The sequence below is a fragment of the Escherichia sp. MAL-1 genome, assembly GCF_052948035.1.
The window spans coordinates 658,425-677,020 of the sequence record NZ_CM129609.1; the positions used below are offsets into that span (position 1 = coordinate 658,425).

Sequence of the window (18,596 nt, forward strand, 5' to 3'; positions counted from 1 at the left end):
CCTTATTACCAGTAGAAATATTGCATCAGGAAGATTTGGTCGCTGGGATCGTGAGAGGCATTTTTCATGTAGAAGCGGCTATCAAAAGCCGTGGCGAAACGTCCGCCGCCGTATTCGTACCAGATACCAAACTGCATGAAAGAGGTGGTTTCATCGTCAGCGTGGTCAGGGCGATGTTTGGCGTAGGTGTAAGCGGTGGAGAGATAAACGCCCTTTAACGCTTCATACATGGCGCTCACCATCATCCCACTTTCACTTCCCGGTACGTCCAGCCCGTCGGCGCGTCCGGTATGGTGCCAGGCGCGAGCGGCAAAGTTAGGAGTTAGCAGGCCCGTGAGATAGAGCTGTCCTGTGCCGTCGGTGATTTCCAGACCGTTCATCCAGGTGATGCCTTCGGCAAGGTCATACTGGATGTAACCGTTCATCATTGCCGGATAGGTGTATTTGTCGTCATAGCGATCGTATTTGCCAAAATGTAGCCAGGCTTTGCTTTCATCATGATGTCCGGCAGGAGTCGCGGTGACGCTATAACGAAAGTTGCCGCTTAAGTTCTGTACCTTCAGCGCAGTCATAATGTCGCGGGTATTGGGAATGACGTAGCCCAGATCGGGGGTGAAATCGCCCCACCATTGCAGGTCATCCAGCGAGGAATCCTGACGCAGACTGAGCATGATTTCGGTGCCATCATTGGTACGATAACCGCCATAGAAACGGTTAATTCCGCCCTCGAAACCACCCCAGCTATGGTCTGGCACCCAGGCATTGCCGTCGTGGTCGGCCTGCACGGTCCAGCCTTCGCCGTAAATCAGGCCGAACCAGGAGCCGTACTTCATCTCCAGGCCACCTTCAATATAGGTACCGTCGCTGTATTTATGTTTATTCTCACCCTCTAAATCCATATATCCACCAACCCCTAATTCGCCGTAAAAACGAAATGAAGGAGAAGATGTCGAGGTAATTGCAGGTGTTTTTGTGTCGTCATGTTCTGCCGGACGTGCTTCTTCTCCTGCCGCAGAAAAGGCGTAGCAAAACGGCAGAGCAAGTAATGCTCTGCATGGTGCAGTGATTAATTTCATTGTGTTAATCCATGAGCTAAAGAAAAAGTACAGCCTTTTATCGTTGTAATTATAAAAATATAAAGGCAGAAACTATTTTCCCTCTCCTCATCCAGGAAGAGGGAAAATGGGTGATGCTGCCAACTTACTGATTTAGTGTATGATGGTGTTTTTGAGGTGCTCCAGTGGCTTCTGTTTCTATCAGCTGTCCCTCCTGTTCAGCTACTGACGGGGTGGTGCGTAACGGCAAAAGCACCGCCGGACATCAGCGCTATCTCTGCTCTCACTGCCGTAAAACATGGCAACTGCAGTTCACTTACACCGCTTCTCAACCCGGTACGCACCAGAAAATCATTGATATGGCCATGAATGGCGTTGGATGCCGGGCAACAGCCCGCATTATGGGCGTTGGCCTCAACACGATTTTACGTCACTTAAAAAACTCAGGCCGCAGTCGGTAACCTCGCGCATACAGCCGGGCAGTGACGTCATCGTCTGCGCGGAAATGGACGAACAGTGGGGCTATGTCGGGGCTAAATCGCGCCAGCGCTGGCTGTTTTACGCGTATGACAGGCTCCGGAAGACGGTTGTTGCGCACGTATTCGGTGAACGCACTATGGCGACGCTGGGGCGTCTTATGAGCCTGCTGTCACCCTTTGACGTGGTGATATGGATGACGGATGGCTGGCCGCTGTATGAATCCCGCCTGAAGGGAAAGCTGCACGTAATCAGCAAGCGATATACGCAGCGAATTGAGCGGCATAACCTGAATCTGAGGCAGCACCTGGCACGGCTGGGACGGAAGTCGCTGTCGTTCTCAAAATCGGTGGAGCTGCATGACAAAGTCATCGGGCATTATCTGAACATAAAACACTATCAATAAGTTAGAGTCATTACCGGAAAATGCCTGCTCATTTTTTATTATTCTGCTTAATCAACATTGCTGGCTGGCGTCGCTTCAATATGGCGCTCTTCAGCCGTTAATCCATTTATATATTTACTGTATTTCCACCACGCAAAGCCAAGGAAGATAACAATACCGCCGACGTTATAAAAAATGATGGTCAGAATATTCGCGCCAGTCGGGAATGTCGAAGCGACAAACCCTACGGCAAATATCGCAATCAGCATTGAAACAACGATAATACCGGTACGGCGGGAACCCATACGGAAATCGCGTGGCAGGTGATCTAATTTGGCGCGTAAATTCAGGTAAGCCAGCATGATGAATAACGGCGGAAGCATGGATGCTGCGGCGGTCATATTAATAATGGTATTCATCAGATCCTGCACGGTATTGGAACCGAGCATCGGGATAATCATCAGCGGGATGACGATCAGGAACTGGATCCACGCTGCGCGCGCCGGAACGCCGTTTTCGTTCAGTTCGACGGTTTTCTTACCAAAGATGCCTTCCGGGATTTCGGAGAAGAAAATTTTCACCGGCGTTGCGGTCCACATCAGCAGGGAACCGAACATCGCGGTAAAGGACACCAGACCGACAAAGCGATTCATCAACGCTTCCGGTAGACCAAAATACGCCGCCATGCCGTGGAATACCTGCACCGATCCGCCGGTAAATTTCAACTCTTTGCTGCTGACGAAGACGTTAATCAGCACCGAGGAGACGGAATACAGTACGCCGATAAAAATCCCGGCGAGGATGATCACTTTAACGAACGATTTCGAACCGCCTTTGACGTCGTTAACGTACACAGCGACGGACTCCGCGCCACCTGCGGCCATAAAGATCCAGGTGGTAACGCCGAGGAACGCCCAGTTGAAGTTCGGGATCATCGCGTCAACGGTGATGGCGTCAGCAGGCTGTACGCCGCCAACCAGCGCCGTACCTGCCAGTAAAATGTAGGAGAGCGTTAACAGCAGCATCAGCGTTGAAGTGACGGAGGTAATTGGCCCCAACATTTTCGCCCCGTTGGTGGAAACCCAGGTGGAGAAGGCGAACAGCACCATACTGATAATGGTGGTGGCAACCGGCGTCATAATATATTCGTATCCGAGGAAGGCATACGAAGCATAAGCAATAACGCGCGGCAACAGTGAGGTGAAAAAGAACAGGTTTACGAACCAGTAGGTATAGGCAGTAATAAATGCCCAACGTCCGCCCAGCGAACTTTTTACCCACGCGTAGACACCGGCTTCTGAGTTTTTATTTAACGAAACAAATTCTGCGATGATCAGACAGAAGGGAATAAAATAAAAAATCGTCGCGAGGAAAAACATCGGTGCCGAGGCCAGTCCAAGCTCAATATTATTATTGATAACGTTGTTAAAGCTGTAAACGGCGGCAAAAGTCAGCGAGAGCAAGCCGAATTTGCCGATTGTATTACGTTTGGTATCAGACATAACACATCTCCGAAAATGAGTAGGGTAGCGGTGGCGGCAAACTCCTTTTGCCGCCGTAGTTGTTATTTGTTATGGAAATAACCATCTTCGATGGTGACTTTGAGAACCACTTTTTTGACCGCGTTATTGCAGATAAACCGATACGCTTCATGGATATCGCAAATAACGATTTGCCCTTCGTGGACCTCAACGGTTTCTCCGCAGCCTTTTAAATATTCACGGTCAGTTTCATCACGATAATATTCCACTACCTGTAATGTCTCTTTCGGCGCATATTCAATTTTTTGCTGCCCTTGCAGGTAGTAATGCACTTCAAAATAGCGTCGATGCCCGGTAAATAGCGCATCGGTCGCGGAGTCTGTCTCCACGCGGTAAGTCAATGAGTCACCGATGGAGTGGGCGACGCCAGGCTGAATGTTGTCGATATTTTCAATCGCTTCAACGCAGCGTTGCCACTTCTTGCCAGAGGCGTAAATCTGGCGGAACTGTTCTAAGTTATCGATGATCCTCATTGCTTATTCTCGCTGTGCAAATTCGTGGAAAAGAACCCTGCGCCGAACTCATACGACGCCAGGCTTTGCGCGGTAGCTTCTCCGCCAGAAACCGGCAGCAACGTAAAGCCGTAGCTGAAGTCACGGAACCAGACGCGCCAGGAGTCCAGCACCTCGCTGCCCCAGGAGTTGGAGCCGAGGCCAAGCAGCTGGTGGTCGAGATTCAGGGTGATGTCATCACTGCGCTGCAGCTCGTTACAGTGCTGGGAAGCGTGGATGTTTTCCTGGGTATAGTGCCAGGCGCTGAAGTTAATTGGGCGCTGCGGAACCACCAGCAGACCGTTGCCGTGGCGGTTAGTCAGTGCCGTCCAGCGGACATGCTGACGGTTGCCGTTGTTCTGCGGGAAGGGATAGTTCTCGAACATGGCATCGACGGTGCTGCGCCAGATATCGATGATGTTAGCCTGCTGGCTGTCGGCGTAGTTTTCGCCCGGTCCACGACCGTAATACGCCACCTGATCGTATTCGCCGTTAATCCCCATGGTGAAACCGATGCACGGAATGATGTGCGGATAGTCGCCGTAACGCTCGCCGGAAAGCGCCACGTTAACCTGGCCATCTGCAGCGATGCGCCAGATGTAGGTGCAGCGCATCCCGAAGTCAAACACCGGCGGTGCTATAACCGTGCGGCTGATGATCAACACTTCACCATCGCTCTGTTCTACGGCAAAGTCGCGCAGATGTTCCTGCATGATCTGCAAATGATTCGGTTGCCACAGCCCTTCGTACTCCTGCTTGTGGTTGTCGATCATCGGCTTGAAGAAGTTGATCTTTGGCTCGCGGGTCAGCAGCGACTCGCCATTTACCTGCCAGGATGTCGGTTTGCCACTCATTTTTGAGAAGGTGATCGCGAAGTTGTAGCCGCGAACGGTGCAGCTCAAACGATCGTCTTCCAGCGTCAGCGGACGCGCATTATTTGGTGCGAAAGGCACTGGCTGCGCGGTGTTTTCCTTCAGCGGGAACTGATAAGTGGCGATAGAATGCCCGGCTTCGCTGTAGCGGGTGCGGGAATCTTTGGTCACCGTAATGTTGAGGAACGCTTCGCGGGCGTCCAGCTGCGGCAGCGTGATCTGCAAGGGGGCTTCGCTGTTCGGCGCAACGTCGCGCAGTTTAATCTGCTGCGTTGCGAGCGTTTCACCTTCGGCGCGCACCTCTGCGTGCAGGGTGTAGTCATCAAGCGTGGTAAACCACAGTTTATTTTCGACTTTCAGCTCGCCGCGAGTCAGATCCAGCGCGTGGATTTTTACCGGCGCGATAACCTGTTTGTACTCTTTCAGGCCTGGTCCCGGCGTCTGATCGGAATAGATCAAACCATCAAGACAGAAGTTATAGTTGTTGGGATAGTCGCCGTAGTCGCCGCCGAATTTATACCAGACATTGCCGTTGTCATCCTGCGCCTGGATTCCGTGGTCGCACCACTCCCAAACATAATGTCCCTGAATACAATCGTGCTTATAGAAGACGTTCTGGTACTCCGTCAGCCCGCCCGGTCCGTTCCCCATCGCATGAGCATATTCACAGATGATGCGCGGCTTCGGATGCGGGTATTCACCAAACTCATTCATCAGCGGCACGCGGGTGTACATGGTGGAAATAATATCGACCACTTCAGCATCGCGATCTTCTTCGTAATGCACCAGTCGCGTGTCATCCAGCGCTTTCGCCGCATGGTACATCGCGCGGATGTTACAGCCATAGCCGGATTCATTGCCCAGCGACCAGATGATGATCGACGGATGGTTTTTCTGCGCGTGGATATGGCGAACAATGCGCTCGACGTAGACTTTTTCCCACTGCGGATCGTCGGTAATACGGCTGATATCGCCGACATTAGCAAAGCCGTGCGATTCGACGTCGGTTTCCGCCATCACAAACAAGCCGTAGATATCACACAGTTCGTAAAAACGCGGATCGTTCGGGTAGTGAGCGGTACGCACGGAGTTGATGTTGTGCTGCTTCATCAACTGGAGATCTTTCTCGACGCGATCCATTCCAACGGCGCGGCCTTTGCGATGATCGTTGTCGTGACGGTTGACGCCGTGCAGCATCACATAACGGTTATTGATCCAGAACAGACCGTCGCGCACTTTGATATCACGGAAGCCAACGCGTTGTGGTACCACTTCCAGAACGTTGCCGTCGGCGTCTTTCAGCGTCATGACCAGATGGTAAAGATAAGGGGATTCTGCTGACCATTGCTGCGGCTGTTCGACAGTAAAAGCAAAGCTGGCGCTGGTCAGTTTTTCAATTGCCAAATGATCAATGGCGCTGCTGTGCACCACGCGTTCGCCATCAAACAGGGTATATTCCAGCGTCGTTACGACAGGGGAGGCGGCGAGATTTTCCAGCACCACTTCGCAGGAAAGCGTGGCATCGCAATAGGCTTCGTCAAAGTCGGTACGCACGGAGAAATCGTTAATATGCGTTAGTTGTTTTCCGACCAGATAAACATCGCGGAAGATCCCCGCTGACCACCACATATCCTGGTCTTCCACGTAGGTAGAGTCCGCCCACTGCATCACGCGCACACACAACAGGTTGTCGCCGGTTTTAACCATCGCGCTGATGTCAAACTCTGCGGTCAGGCGACTGCCCTTGCTGAAACCCACATACTGACCGTTAACATAGACTTCAAAATAGGTTTCGACGCCGTCAAATTTAATCAGCGTCTGTTTACCCTGCCAGCCGTCGCTGAGGGTGAAAATACGTTGATAGGCACCGGTTGGGTTATCGCTGGGGACAAACGGCACATCGATGGGGAACGGAAAACCTTCGTCGGTATATTGCAGTTTGCCGTGACCTTCCATTTGCCACATGGCGGGGACGGTAATATGCCCCCAGTCAGCCATTAACTCAGAGGTGAAGGCTTCAGGCACTTGCAGCGGGTGGTCAAAAAAATGGAAATTCCACTGACCGCTTAAGGGCAGAAACAGGCTGCTGGTTTCGCGGGCAAAGGTACGCGCTTGCGCAACAGAATCATATGAAAAAAAGTACGCACGCGGCGCAAGTCGGTTTTCGTGGGTGAGCTGAATGTTTTCCCAGCGATTCATAGGGCCTCCCGGTAGAGAGAAATCGGAACCATTCATGGTGATGGTAGTTTGTGTAATTGCTGGGGGGTTTAGTAAAATTTTTACTAAAAAGTAGCAGGTAAATGCATTTACTTTAACTGGATCACGAAAATAAACGGCAGCACTGTCCGGCAAAAATGATTGCCGGACAGTGTGTAAGGGGATTTAACGGGTCGTGCCGCGCAGTTTTAATTTGCTGGGAACGAAGACTAGCAGCGGCAGCGCGCGACCATCGCGGGCTTTTTCATACACCAGGTTAACGCCCTGACTTCCCATCATCTCGGAATGGATGCGCACGGTGGAGAGCGGCGGAAAGGTAAATCGCGCGGTGGGGATATCGTTAACGCTGATAAGCGAAATATCCTGTGGGATGTTCAGGCCACGTTCATGAATTGCCCGCAGTACGCCGATAGCAATGGAATCGGAAGCAACAAACAGTGCCTTCGGATAGTCTTCCCGCGACAGCATCTGTTTTGCCAGTTCATAGCCCGACGAACTGGAAAAACCGCCGCGCCAGATATCCTCTTCGCGTACCACTTGTTTCAGTCGGCCATATTCCACAAAGGCGACCTCACGAATATCCGCCTTGCCAGGCTCATCTTCACCGCCAATAAAACCAATGCGATTAACGCCCTGGTTGATATAGAAGTCGATGATTTCTTTACTGATGCGTGCCAGATCGATATCCACCGCATCGTAACCGCTGCCGGGTTCGTGAAAGTCGATAAAACAGATATTGTCGGTCAACGCGCTGGCAGCGGCGCGCAGGGCGGGCGTGGGTTTGCCGACAATTAAAATACCGGTGACGTTTTTAATGTCTGGTAATCCGCTGTGTTCATAACAGTTGGTGAGCTCGATGCCCAGCTTTTCGCACTGGGTTTCAATGCCGTGGCGGATCGCCAGATAGTAAGGATCGTTGATCTCCAGCTCCTGCTGGTAGCTGTAGATAGCCAGAATATGGTGTTGGTTGACTGCGCCTGTCTGTAGTTTACGGGCGCTACTGGTCTTGTACTCCAGCTTTTCGGCGATCTCGAGAATGCGATGTTTCGTCTCTTCTTTCACATTCAATGTCGGATCGTCATTTAAGACCCTGGATACTGTCGCCAGGGATACGCCAGCTTCGATTGCGATGTCTTTTAGTGTTGCCATGTTTACCTTTTTTACTTTCCCTGATGTGCGCTTCCATTGTAGAGGAAGTGCTTATTGGGTCACCTGTTTTCAGTAAATAAAGCGCGTTTCTTTGACGCTGTAACGGTAACACAGCGGCTCACGAATGTGATCACGCCTGCATTCTCCATTTTTAGCCTACAGGATTGAGAAAAACTTTTGCTATTTTTTAGTAAAATTTTACTCGAAGGGAGGAAGCAATGGAAACCGTGGCTTACGCTGATTTTGCACGTCTGGAAATGCGCGTCGGAAAGATTGTGGAAGTGAAACGCCATGAAAACGCCGACAAGCTGTACATCGTACAGGTTGATGTGGGGGAAAAAACACTGCAAACCGTGACCAGCCTGGTGCCGTACTACAGCGAAGAAGAGTTGATGGGAAAAACGGTGGTGGTCTTATGCAATCTGCAAAAAGCGAAAATGCGTGGTGAAACGTCGGAATGCATGCTGTTGTGTGCGGAAACCGATGACGGCAGTGAAAGCGTGCTGTTAACGCCGGAGCGGATGATGCCTGCGGGCGTACGTATCGTATAAAAAGATCGGATGGCGACGTCGTATCGCCATCCGATTTGATACTACGCTTCTTCGACACTTACTCGCATGGCCGCCAGCGCCTTACGCGCCGCTTTGATCACCAGTTCACACTGTTCAATGGTCAGTGTCAGTGGCGGTTCAATGCGGATCGTTTTGGCGTTATTGAGCGTTCCGGCCACCAGTACGCGCTGGCGGAACATCTCGCTGGCAAAGTTATAGCCGATTTCGTTATCAACAAACTCAATCGCCATCAACATCCCTTTACCACGTGCTTCCTGCACCAGATCGGGATATTCCCGCGCCAGTTGACGGAAACCGTCCAGCAACATATCGCCTTTTTGTTCAGCCTGAGCCGGTAAGTTCTGCTCCAGCAACACATTGATGGTCGCCAGCGCCGCCGCACAGGCCAGCGGGTTGCCGCCAAAGGTGGTGGTATGCAGGAATGGGTTGTCGAACAGAACTGAAAACACCTCTTCAGTGGCGATGGTCGCGCCAATCGGCATCACGCCGCCGCCGAGCGCTTTGGCAAGGCAGAGGATATCCGGCTGTACGTTCTCATGCTCGCAGGCGAACATCTTGCCCGTGCGCCCCATGCCCGTTTGTACTTCATCGAGGATCATCAGTGCGCCGAACTCATCGCATAGCTTACGTACGGCGGTGAGATAGCCCGGCGGCGGCAGAATTACGCCACCTTCACCCTGAATCGGTTCGAGGATCACCGCAGCCACATCATCACCGGTTTTTTTGCACTCGTTAAGAGCCGTGCGCATGGCTTCGATATTGCCAAACGGCACATGACGGAACCCTGGCAGCAGTGGCATAAACGGTTTGCGGAAGGTCGATTTCGCCGTTGCCGACAGCGCGCCAAGTGATTTACCGTGGAACGCGCCGCTGGTGGCAATAAAAGTAAATTTGCCGCGCGGCGACTGATAAGCCTTCGCCAGCTTCAGCGCCGCTTCAACGGACTCGGTGCCGCTATTACAGAAGAAGCTGTATTTCAGTTTACCGGGCGTTAGCGCAGCAAGGGTTTTCGCCAGCATCGCCCGTAACGGATCGAGCAGCTCCTGGCTGTGCAGCGGTTGTTTCGCAAGTTGATTCTGTACGGCGGAAACCACAACTGGATTACGGTGCCCCACGTTGAAAATTCCAAAACCTCCCAGGCAGTCGATAAACTCCTCTCCCTGGGTGTCGACAAGCGTATTTAAACCTCCCGCTTGCCACTCTACGGCTCCGTAATCCCCGCCGGCGGTAACAGATTTGCGATACTCTAAAAACCCCGGATTGACATGCTCTTTGAAGTATTCAATCACCTCTCGGTTAAGTGCTTTCATCTCCTCATGATCCAGCGTTCGCTTTTCAATGAGATTCAGGGCGTGGGCGCTGCACGCTAAAGCCGATGCGCTCGAAGGTAACCTGTTCAAAATATGCTCCGGAGGCTCGCGTATCACATGATACCGATTTAAGTATTGCAGGGATTGCGCCACTCCGGCTGCGATCGCGAAAATCGGGATAAACACAAATGCGGTTATCATTTGCGCAATATTTAATGCTATATGTTAACATTTGTTGTTATTTTGCACGGTTTTTGTCGGGTATGGATTTGATGATTGCTGCGCAAATGCACGCTTTCAGGGCATTAACTGCCTGATTTTTGGGCAAGATAATTAACGTTTTCGTATAGTAACAGAGTGAAAGTATTTTAAATCAACGAATTAGATTTGTGCTTTAATCGCAAATTGCGATCTAAATCAAATTAATCGGTTAAAGATAACCGCAGCGGGGCCGACATAAACTCTGACAAGAAGTTAACAACCATATAACCTGCACAGGACGCGAACATGTCTTCTCATCCGTATGTCACCCAGCAAAATACCCCGCTGGCGGACGATACCACTCTGATGTCCACTACCGATCTGCAAAGCTATATCACTCATGCTAATGACACTTTTGTGCAGGTGAGCGGCTTTACCTTGCAAGAGTTACAAGGGCAGCCGCACAACATGGTGCGTCACCCGGATATGCCAAAAGCGGCGTTTGCGGATATGTGGTTCACCCTGAAAAAAGGGGAGCCCTGGAGCGGCATCGTGAAAAATCGCCGCAAAAATGGCGACCATTATTGGGTGCGGGCCAATGCGGTACCGATGGTGCGCGAGGGAAAAATCAGTGGCTATATGTCGATTCGTACCCGGGCGACGGATGAAGAGATCGCGGCGGTGGAGCCGCTGTACAAAGCGTTGAACTCCGGACGTACCAGTAAGCGTATTCATAAAGGCCTGGTGGTGCGTAAAGGCTGGCTGGGTAAACTGCCTTCATTACCGCTTCGCTGGCGGGCGCGTGGCGTGATGACCCTGATGTTTATCTTGCTGGCGGCCATGCTTTGGTTTGTTGCTGCCCCGGTGGTGACGTATTTCCTCTGTGTGTTAGTGGTATTGTTGGCAAGCGCTTGTTTTGAATGGCAGATTGTGCGCCCGATAGAAAATGTCGCCCGTCAGGCACTGAAGGTGGCGACCGGAGAGCGTAATAGTGTTGAGCACCTGAATCGCAGCGATGAGCTGGGGCTGACATTACGCGCGGTAGGGCAGCTTGGCCTGATGTGCCGTTGGCTAATTAACGATGTCTCAAGCCAGGTGTCCAGTGTCAGAAATGGCAGTGAGACGCTGGCGAAAGGCACCGATGAACTGAACGAACATACCCAGCAGACAGTTGATAACGTTCAGCAAACGGTGGCGACCATGAACCAAATGGCGGCGTCGGTGAAACAGAACTCTGCCACGGCGTCGGCTGCCGATAAACTTTCTATCACCGCCAGTAATGCGGCAGTGCAGGGTGGGGAGGCGATGACCACGGTGATCAAGACAATGGACGATATCGCCGACAGTACCCAGCGCATTGGCACCATTACTTCGCTGATTAACGATATTGCGTTTCAGACCAATATTCTGGCCCTGAATGCGGCGGTGGAAGCGGCGCGTGCCGGCGAACAGGGCAAAGGTTTTGCAGTGGTGGCAGGGGAAGTGCGTCATTTAGCCAGCCGCAGCGCTAATGCTGCCAACGATATTCGCAAGCTGATTGATGCCAGTGCTGATAAGGTGCAATCCGGTTCGCAGCAGGTACACGCCGCCGGACGGACGATGGAAGATATTGTGGCACAGGTGAAAAACGTCACCCAGTTGATCGCCCAGATTAGCCATTCAACGCTGGAACAGGCCGATGGGCTTTCCAGCCTGACCCGTGCAGTGGATGAGCTTAACCTGATCACCCAGAAAAATGCCGAGCTGGTGGAAGAGAGTGCGCAGGTGTCGGCGATGGTGAAACACCGCGCCAGCCGACTGGAAGACGCGGTGACGGTGCTGCATTAATCGGTATGCCGGATCCGGCGGTTGGAGCACAATGCCTGATGCGATGCTGGCGCATCTTATCAGGCCTGCGGGGTGTGTAGCGGGTGTAGGCCGGATAAGGCGCGTCAAGCGTCGCATCCGGCAATTGCACCGCGCCACTGGCGGATGCGGCGATTAATCCAGTTGCGTAATATCAAAAGCGGCGCGGTCGATCACCGCAATGATCTTTTTTATTTGTGCATCACTGATATCGCTCTGGTTGACGCGTAAATCCAGCACCGCTTTAAAATTATCCAGCGCCCGCTTCATTTGCGGGTTCTGGCGCAGCGCCGCGCCAACGCAACGCGCTTTGATGCGTTCTTCAATCATCTCCACCTGTTCGCGGTTTTCTTCCAGCCACTGCGCTCCTTGTTCGGTCAGCGCAATCTGCTTCTTACCTCCTTCCTCTTCGCGGATGGTAATCAGCGACTGCTCCTGCAGAAAATCCAGCGTTGGGTAGATGACGCCCGGGCTTGGGGTGTAATTCCCCTGGGTTAGATTCTCAATCGCTTTAATCAATTCGTAACCGTGGCTGTCATCGCGCGAGAGAATATCCAGAATCACCAGACGTAATTCACCGTGACCAAAGAAACGTTGCCGACGACCGCCGCCGCGACCGTGGCGACCACCGCAGCATTGACCGTGTTCATGCTGGTGACCGTGTCCGCAGTGCTCGTGTTCTGACTTCTCACCTTTGCAGCAGCCCTCATGGCGTGGCTGGCCTTCATGTTTACAACACCCTTCGTGATGATGGCTCATATCAGCCTCCTTTTGCTTAATTAGATATATCTAATTTATATCTGATATGAGCGTTCTTGCAAGTGTAAAAATGATTTTTAAACGTGGACTCATCTCACACGTAGGCCGGATAAGGCGTTCACGCCGCATCCGGCGTTGAGTAATGATGCCTGAGAAGAGGCGGTTCGTCTTATCAGACTATAGACATATCAGTTCTACAAATCGCTTGCATTTATCATGATTAACAATCATTATCATTTGCGATTTTTATTTAGATATATCTGATTACCATCACGAAGGCGATAACAATGAATAACACCCCCCGCTACCCGCAGCGCGTTCGCAATGATCTGCGCTTCCGTGAACTGACTGTGTTACGCGTTGAGCGCATCAGCGCCGGTTTTCAGCGCATTGTCCTCGGCGGCGAGGCGCTGGACGGTTTTACATCGCGTGGCTTTGACGATCACAGCAAACTCTTCTTTCCTCAACCTGACGCTCACTTTGTGCCGCCAACGGTAACGGAAGAGGGCATCGTCTGGCCGGAAGGACCACGCCCACCGTCGCGTGACTATACGCCGCTGTATGACGAACTACGCCATGAACTGGCGATTGATTTCTTTATTCACGACGGTGGGGTCGCCAGCGGCTGGGCGATGCAGGCGCAACCGGGCGATAAACTTACGGTGGCAGGTCCGCGCGGTTCGCTGGTGGTGCCGGAAGATTACGCGTATCAGCTGTATGTCTGCGATGAATCCGGAATGCCCGCATTGCGCCGCCGCCTGGAAACGTTGAGCAAACTTGCCGTTAAACCGCAAGTTAGTGCGCTGGTTAGCGTGCGGGATAACGCCTGTCAGGATTATCTCGCGCACCTTGATGGTTTTAATATCGAATGGCTGGCACATGATGAGCAGGCGGTAGATGCGCGTCTGGCGCAGATGCAAATCCCTGCCGATGATTACTTCATCTGGATAACCGGCGAAGGTAAAGTCGTTAAGAATTTAAGCCGCCGCTTTGAAGCGGAACAGTATGACCCACAGCGGGTACGTGCAGCGGCTTACTGGCACGCAAAGTAACTGATATATAAAAAGAAAAAGGCTGACGATTTCTCGTCAGCCTTTGCTATATCTGGTGGCCCCTGCTGGACTTGAACCAGCGACCAAGCGATTATGAGTCGCCTGCTCTAACCACTGAGCTAAGGGGCCATGGTAGCGGATTATAAAGTAACTCCGTGTCGCAATCCAGCCATTACCGCGCGCCTGCTGTTTTTATAAACAATGTATTTTCAATCCGTTATACTTTTCCTGGTGATGTTAGAAAGGAGTAAATATGGTTGAGGATATTTTGGCTCCAGGGTTACGGGTCGTGTTTTGCGGTATCAACCCTGGGCTTTCATCCGCCGGGACTGGTTTTCCCTTTGCTCATCCGGCAAATCGCTTCTGGAAGGTGATATATCAGGCCGGGTTTACCGACCGTCAGTTGAAGCCGCAGGAGGCACAGCATCTGCTGGATTATCGTTGTGGCGTCACCAAACTGGTAGACCGTCCAACGGTGCAAGCCAATGAAGTTTCAAAGCAGGAGCTACACGCAGGCGGGCGTAAGCTGATTGAAAAAATTGAAGATTATCAGCCGCAGGCGTTGGCGATTCTGGGCAAACAAGCATATGAACAGGGATTCAGCCAGCGCGGTGCACAGTGGGGGAAACAAACGCTCACCATTGGTTCGACGCAGATTTGGGTGCTGCCAAATCCCAGCGGTTTAAGTCGCGTTTCACTGGAGAAACTGGTTGAAGCGTATCGCGAGCTGGACCAGGCGCTGGTAGTGCGTGGGCGATAAAAAACGCCACCGAAAAGGTGGCGTTTGTGCAGAGGGCCTAGTGCCGGGTGCGGCGTAACGCCTGATCCGGCCTACCGATTAATCGTCCAGGAAGCTACGCAGCACTTCAGAACGGCTCGGGTGACGCAGTTTGCGCAGCGCCTTCGCTTCGATCTGACGGATACGTTCGCGGGTAACGTCGAACTGTTTACCCACTTCTTCCAGCGTGTGGTCGGTGTTCATATCGATACCGAAACGCATACGCAGAACTTTTGCTTCACGCGCGGTCAGGCCAGCCAGCACGTCGTGCGTTGCCGCACGCAGGCTTTCGGTGGTCGCAGAATCCAGCGGCAGCTCGAGGGTGGTATCCTCGATGAAATCCCCCAGATGCGAATCTTCATCATCACCGATCGGCGTTTCCATGGAGATTGGCTCTTTGGCGATCTTCAGCACTTTGCGGATCTTGTCTTCCGGCATCAGCATACGTTCAGCCAGTTCTTCCGGCGTCGGTTCACGGCCCATCTCTTGCAGCATCTGGCGAGAAATACGGTTGAGCTTGTTGATGGTCTCAATCATATGCACCGGAATACGGATGGTGCGCGCCTGATCCGCGATAGAGCGGGTGATCGCCTGACGGATCCACCAGGTTGCGTAGGTGGAGAACTTGTAACCACGGCGGTATTCGAATTTATCAACCGCTTTCATCAGACCGATGTTGCCTTCCTGAATCAGGTCAAGGAACTGCAAGCCACGGTTGGTGTATTTCTTAGCGATAGAAATAACCAGACGTAAGTTCGCTTCAACCATCTCTTTCTTCGCACGGCGGGCTTTCGCTTCACCGATGGACATACGACGGTTGATATCTTTAACCTGCTCGATGGTCAGGCCGGTTTCTTCTTCAATCTGCTGCAGTTTTTGCAGGGCGCGATGCACTTCTTCAGAGACATCGTGCAGTTTTTCCGACCACGGCTTGTTCATCGCAATTGCCGCGTTGAACCAGGTATCGCTGGTTTCGTTGCCGGTAAACAGGGTAATGAAGTTTTTCTTCGGCATTTTGCACTGCTCAACGCAGAGCTTCATGATCAGACGTTCTTGCGTACGAACGCGGTCCATCATGACGCGCATGCTGTTGACCAGGTAGTCAAACTGCTTCGGCACCAGGCGGAACTGTTTGAATACTTCAGACAGTTTCAGGATCTCTTCCTGAGCGGTAGCGTGACTGCGACCTTTCGCTTTGATGGTGTCACGCGTTACAACGTACTGAGCGCGTAGTTCCGCAAATTTTTCGCGAGCCAGTTCCGGGTCGATGCTGTTGTCATCATCGGCGCTGTCGTCATCGCCATCTTCTTCGTCTTCATCTTCGTCATCGTCCAGATCTTCCTGGGAAAGCTCAGAACCGACGTGAGTGGCGGTAGGTGCCAGATCTTCTTCTGCGTTCGGGTCAACAAAGCCGGTGATCAGATCGGACAGACGCGCTTCTTCTGCTTCAACACGATCGTACTGTTCCAGCAGATAGGTGATCGCTTCCGGATATTCAGCAACGGAGCATTGAACCTGGTTGATCCCGTCTTCAATACGCTTAGCGATGTCAATTTCGCCTTCGCGGGTCAACAGTTCAACGGTGCCCATTTCACGCATGTACATGCGTACCGGGTCAGTCGTGCGCCCGATTTCAGATTCCACGCTGGAAAGCACCTGCGCGGCGGCTTCGGCAGCATCTTCGTCCGCGGTGTTTTCAGCCAGCATCAGATCATCGGCATCCGGTGCTTCTTCCATCACCTGAATGCCCATGTCGTTGATCATTTGGATGATGTCTTCGATCTGATCTGAATCGACGATATCTTCCGGCAGATGGTCATTGACCTCGGCATAGGTCAGATAGCCTTGCTCCTTACCACGGGTGACAAGAAGTTTCAGCTGTGACTGCGGGTTTTGCTCCATAAGACGGTATCCACACTTATTTCATGAGGTTGGTGTTGGGCGATTGACCCGATGTCCTTCAGCCGTTAACGCTGAAATCCAACGGTTGTTTACCGCCAACGATAATTACGAGGGCGTACTTATATATTTGCCGCTGCCTCTCAGTGCGGCTGTCGGGGGCTTCCCGATCGCTCTTCGGCACTTAAGCCGTTAAATCACTTTTTCGCCAGCTCCTGGTTTAATGTCCAGAGCTCCAGGCGTTCTTCGTTGCTTAAACCATGCGTGCGCTCACGAGCGATTAACTCTTCCTGGCGCAGTTCAAGCAGCGAATCAAACATATGGTTGAGTGAGTCGGTGAAGGTTTGCTCAGCAATATTCTTATCTGCTATATCGTCCCACATCGACAGTTTTTCAAGGGTGGCAGCATTATTTGTACCACGATAGTGCTCTAAAAGTTGCCCGGTGGTCAGACCTGGCTGGGAGAGACAAGTGTTGACCAGTTCTCTGAATAAGCCAAGTCCAGGGAGCTTATTTTCATCCAGATTCTCAAGCGGCGGGACCAACGTCGCTAATTCTGGATTTTGCACCAGCAACCCTATAAGTATACGCATGGTCGTGCGTTTTAGCTGCGGAACAGGGCGAGAAACGCCGCTCTCTGCCGCTTTTGGCATTAATCGTTCAAGCTGGCTGTCATCAAGTATGCCTAATTTGTTGCCTAATTCCTGACGAAGATATATTCGCAGCGTTTCGCCCGGCACTTGCGATATCAATGGCAGTGCCAGCGTACTCAAACGTGCGCGCCCGTCAGGGGTACTCAGATCAACTTGCGGCATCAGACTGTTAAACAGAAATGCGGAGAGTGGCATCGCCTGCTCCATCCGCGCTTCAAACGCTTCTTTACCTTCTTTTCGTACCAGCGTGTCAGGGTCTTCGTCATCAGGCAAAAACATAAAGCGTAGCTGACGGCCGTCTGTCATGTAAGGCAGCGCCGTTTCCAGCGCTCGCCAGGCGGCATCGCGGCCTGCACGGTCGCCGTCATAACAGCAAATGACATTGTTGGTCGCGCGGAACAACAGTTGTATGTGATCGGCGGTGGTTGACGTACCTAACGACGCAACGGCGTAATTAATGCCGTATTGCGCCAGCGCCACCACGTCCATATAGCCTTCGACCACAAGCAGACGATTGGGTTCAGCGTTATCCTGCTGCGCTTCATAAAGACCGTAAAGCTGGCGGCCTTTATGGAAAATGTCTGTTTCCGGCGAGTTCAGGTATTTGGGGGTATCGTTGCCCAGCACGCGCCCGCCAAAACCAATCACCCGACCGCGTTTATCGCGAATGGGGAACATCACCCGCTCGCGGAAACGATCGTAACTGCGTCCCTGATCGTTAGTGACCAACATCCCCGCATCAATCAATGACTGGCGATTTTCTGGATTGCCGCCAAACCGCTTCAGGACGTTGTCCCAGCCGGGGGGCGCAAAACCAATCGCAAAGCGAGCGATAACCTCGTGGCTTAATCCGCGTTTTTCCAGATACTGGCGCGCAGACGTGGCAACAGGTTGTTGTAAAGATTGTTGGTAAAACGTATTCAGACCGTCCATCAACTGATAAAGCGTTTGCCTCTGATGGCGCTCGATCTGGCTGGGGCCGCTGCCTGCTTCAAATGGCACTTCAAGATTGTGCATTGCTGCCAGCTCTTCGACCGTTTCGACGAACTCGAGCTTGTCGTAGTTCATCAGGAAGTCGATCGCGTTGCCGTGCGCGCCACATCCAAAGCAGTGGTAAAACTGTTTCTCACCGTTAACGGTGAAGGACGGGGTTTTCTCGTTGTGGAATGGACAACACGCGTGGAAATTCTTGCCCTGCTTTTTCAGCTTCACACGGGCATCGATCAGATCGACGATGTCAGTGCGTGCCAGCAGATCATTAATGAATACGCGTGGGATTCGTCCAGCCATAGGCCCCGATTTTTAGCAATTCATAAACGAAAATAAGCCGCGCATTCCTT

General features: G+C 52.2%; 14 protein-coding genes and 1 tRNA gene. 5 read left to right on the plus strand and 10 right to left on the minus strand.

Annotated elements, in window-relative coordinates; genetic code table 11:
- Nucleotides 1–5: 5 nt before the first annotated feature.
- The gene (gene ygjJ / locus ACU8XX_RS03240) at nucleotides 6–1,076 is read right to left on the minus strand and encodes a protein YgjJ (protein ID WP_000767652.1); all 1,071 of its coding nucleotides are present in this window, start codon (nucleotides 1,074–1,076) and stop codon (nucleotides 6–8) included.
- Nucleotides 1,077–1,240: 164 nt separating this feature from the next.
- On the opposite strand from ygjJ, the gene ACU8XX_RS03245 reads away from it, so the two are divergent.
- Nucleotides 1,241–1,938 (plus strand): IS1-like element IS1A family transposase gene (locus ACU8XX_RS03245; RefSeq protein ID WP_103215986.1). Its coding sequence is split into 2 segments (ribosomal slippage): nucleotides 1,241–1,490 and nucleotides 1,490–1,938, totalling 699 coding nucleotides; the frame shifts between segments, so codons are not numbered across the junction.
- 47 nt (nucleotides 1,939–1,985) lie between these two features.
- On the opposite strand, the gene ACU8XX_RS03250 is transcribed toward ACU8XX_RS03245, so the two are convergent.
- From ACU8XX_RS03250 to ebgR, 4 genes are all read right to left on the minus strand, one after another.
- Nucleotides 1,986–3,419, minus strand: coding sequence for an amino acid permease (locus ACU8XX_RS03250; RefSeq protein WP_001285434.1), 1,434 nt, complete (start codon nucleotides 3,417–3,419; stop codon nucleotides 1,986–1,988).
- Nucleotides 3,420–3,481: 62 nt separating this feature from the next.
- A complete protein-coding gene (locus tag ACU8XX_RS03255) occupies nucleotides 3,482–3,931 on the minus strand; it encodes a beta-galactosidase subunit beta (protein WP_001219954.1) in 450 nt (149 codons plus the stop codon).
- Nucleotides 3,928–7,020, minus strand: a complete 3,093-nt coding sequence (gene ebgA, locus ACU8XX_RS03260; protein WP_001082900.1) for a beta-galactosidase subunit alpha — start codon at nucleotides 7,018–7,020, stop codon at nucleotides 3,928–3,930. The genes ACU8XX_RS03255 and ebgA overlap by 4 nt, the downstream gene beginning before the upstream one ends.
- A 183-nt stretch (nucleotides 7,021–7,203) precedes the next feature.
- Nucleotides 7,204–8,187: a transcriptional regulator EbgR gene (ebgR, locus tag ACU8XX_RS03265; protein WP_000212477.1), complete on the minus strand. Its 984-nt coding sequence runs from the start codon at nucleotides 8,185–8,187 to the stop codon at nucleotides 7,204–7,206.
- A gap of 218 nt (nucleotides 8,188–8,405) precedes the next feature.
- Between ebgR and ACU8XX_RS03270 the strand changes: the two genes are divergently transcribed.
- On the plus strand, nucleotides 8,406–8,738 hold the full coding sequence (locus ACU8XX_RS03270) for a tRNA-binding protein (protein ID WP_000450588.1): 333 nt from the start codon (nucleotides 8,406–8,408) through the stop codon (nucleotides 8,736–8,738).
- A 41-nt stretch (nucleotides 8,739–8,779) separates the two neighbouring features.
- Here ACU8XX_RS03270 and ygjG read toward each other — a convergent pair whose 3' ends face one another.
- Nucleotides 8,780–10,159, minus strand: coding sequence for a putrescine aminotransferase (ygjG, locus tag ACU8XX_RS03275; protein ID WP_032152130.1), 1,380 nt, complete (start codon nucleotides 10,157–10,159; stop codon nucleotides 8,780–8,782).
- Nucleotides 10,160–10,576: 417 nt separating this feature from the next.
- Between ygjG and aer the strand changes: the two genes are divergently transcribed.
- Nucleotides 10,577–12,097, plus strand: coding sequence for an aerotaxis sensor receptor Aer (aer, locus tag ACU8XX_RS03280; protein ID WP_000094697.1), 1,521 nt, complete (start codon nucleotides 10,577–10,579; stop codon nucleotides 12,095–12,097).
- Nucleotides 12,098–12,250: 153 nt separating this feature from the next.
- On the opposite strand, the gene nfeR is transcribed toward aer, so the two are convergent.
- Entirely contained in the window at nucleotides 12,251–12,874 is a 624-nt protein-coding gene (gene nfeR, locus ACU8XX_RS03285; RefSeq protein WP_000018003.1) for a DNA-binding transcriptional regulator NfeR, read from the minus strand.
- Between the two features lie 287 nt (nucleotides 12,875–13,161).
- On the opposite strand from nfeR, the gene nfeF reads away from it, so the two are divergent.
- On the plus strand, nucleotides 13,162–13,926 hold the full coding sequence (gene nfeF, locus ACU8XX_RS03290) for an NADPH-dependent ferric chelate reductase NfeF (RefSeq protein WP_001066494.1): 765 nt from the start codon (nucleotides 13,162–13,164) through the stop codon (nucleotides 13,924–13,926).
- Between the two features lie 53 nt (nucleotides 13,927–13,979).
- On the opposite strand, the gene ACU8XX_RS03295 is transcribed toward nfeF, so the two are convergent.
- A tRNA-Ile gene (locus tag ACU8XX_RS03295) sits at nucleotides 13,980–14,055 on the minus strand.
- A 124-nt stretch (nucleotides 14,056–14,179) separates the two neighbouring features.
- Here ACU8XX_RS03295 and mug point away from each other — a divergent pair.
- Nucleotides 14,180–14,686, plus strand: coding sequence for a G/U mismatch-specific DNA glycosylase (mug, locus tag ACU8XX_RS03300; protein WP_000228937.1), 507 nt, complete (start codon nucleotides 14,180–14,182; stop codon nucleotides 14,684–14,686).
- Nucleotides 14,687–14,764: 78 nt separating this feature from the next.
- On the opposite strand, the gene rpoD is transcribed toward mug, so the two are convergent.
- Nucleotides 14,765–16,606 (minus strand): RNA polymerase sigma factor RpoD, encoded by a 1,842-nt coding sequence (gene rpoD, locus ACU8XX_RS03305; protein ID WP_000437375.1) that lies wholly within the window; start codon nucleotides 16,604–16,606, stop codon nucleotides 14,765–14,767.
- A 194-nt stretch (nucleotides 16,607–16,800) separates the two neighbouring features.
- On the minus strand, nucleotides 16,801–18,546 hold the full coding sequence (dnaG, locus tag ACU8XX_RS03310) for a DNA primase (RefSeq protein WP_000918819.1): 1,746 nt from the start codon (nucleotides 18,544–18,546) through the stop codon (nucleotides 16,801–16,803).
- Between the last annotated feature and the right edge of the window lie 50 nt (nucleotides 18,547–18,596).

What these genes read in the sequence shown, in the direction of transcription:
- ygjJ (WP_000767652.1), bottom strand. Translation starts at nt 1,076, where the DNA reads ATGAAATTAATCACTGCACCATGCAGAGCATTACTTGCTCTGCCGTTT.
- ACU8XX_RS03250 (WP_001285434.1), bottom strand. Translation starts at nt 3,419, where the DNA reads ATGTCTGATACCAAACGTAATACAATCGGCAAATTCGGCTTGCTCTCG.
- ACU8XX_RS03255 (WP_001219954.1), bottom strand. Translation starts at nt 3,931, where the DNA reads ATGAGGATCATCGATAACTTAGAACAGTTCCGCCAGATTTACGCCTCT.
- ebgA (WP_001082900.1), bottom strand. Translation starts at nt 7,020, where the DNA reads ATGAATCGCTGGGAAAACATTCAGCTCACCCACGAAAACCGACTTGCG.
- ebgR (WP_000212477.1), bottom strand. Translation starts at nt 8,187, where the DNA reads ATGGCAACACTAAAAGACATCGCAATCGAAGCTGGCGTATCCCTGGCG.
- ACU8XX_RS03270 (WP_000450588.1), top strand. Translation starts at nt 8,406, where the DNA reads ATGGAAACCGTGGCTTACGCTGATTTTGCACGTCTGGAAATGCGCGTC.
- aer (WP_000094697.1), top strand. Translation starts at nt 10,577, where the DNA reads ATGTCTTCTCATCCGTATGTCACCCAGCAAAATACCCCGCTGGCGGAC.
- nfeR (WP_000018003.1), bottom strand. Translation starts at nt 12,874, where the DNA reads ATGAGCCATCATCACGAAGGGTGTTGTAAACATGAAGGCCAGCCACGC.
- nfeF (WP_001066494.1), top strand. Translation starts at nt 13,162, where the DNA reads ATGAATAACACCCCCCGCTACCCGCAGCGCGTTCGCAATGATCTGCGC.
- mug (WP_000228937.1), top strand. Translation starts at nt 14,180, where the DNA reads ATGGTTGAGGATATTTTGGCTCCAGGGTTACGGGTCGTGTTTTGCGGT.
- rpoD (WP_000437375.1), bottom strand. Translation starts at nt 16,606, where the DNA reads ATGGAGCAAAACCCGCAGTCACAGCTGAAACTTCTTGTCACCCGTGGT.
- dnaG (WP_000918819.1), bottom strand. Translation starts at nt 18,546, where the DNA reads ATGGCTGGACGAATCCCACGCGTATTCATTAATGATCTGCTGGCACGC.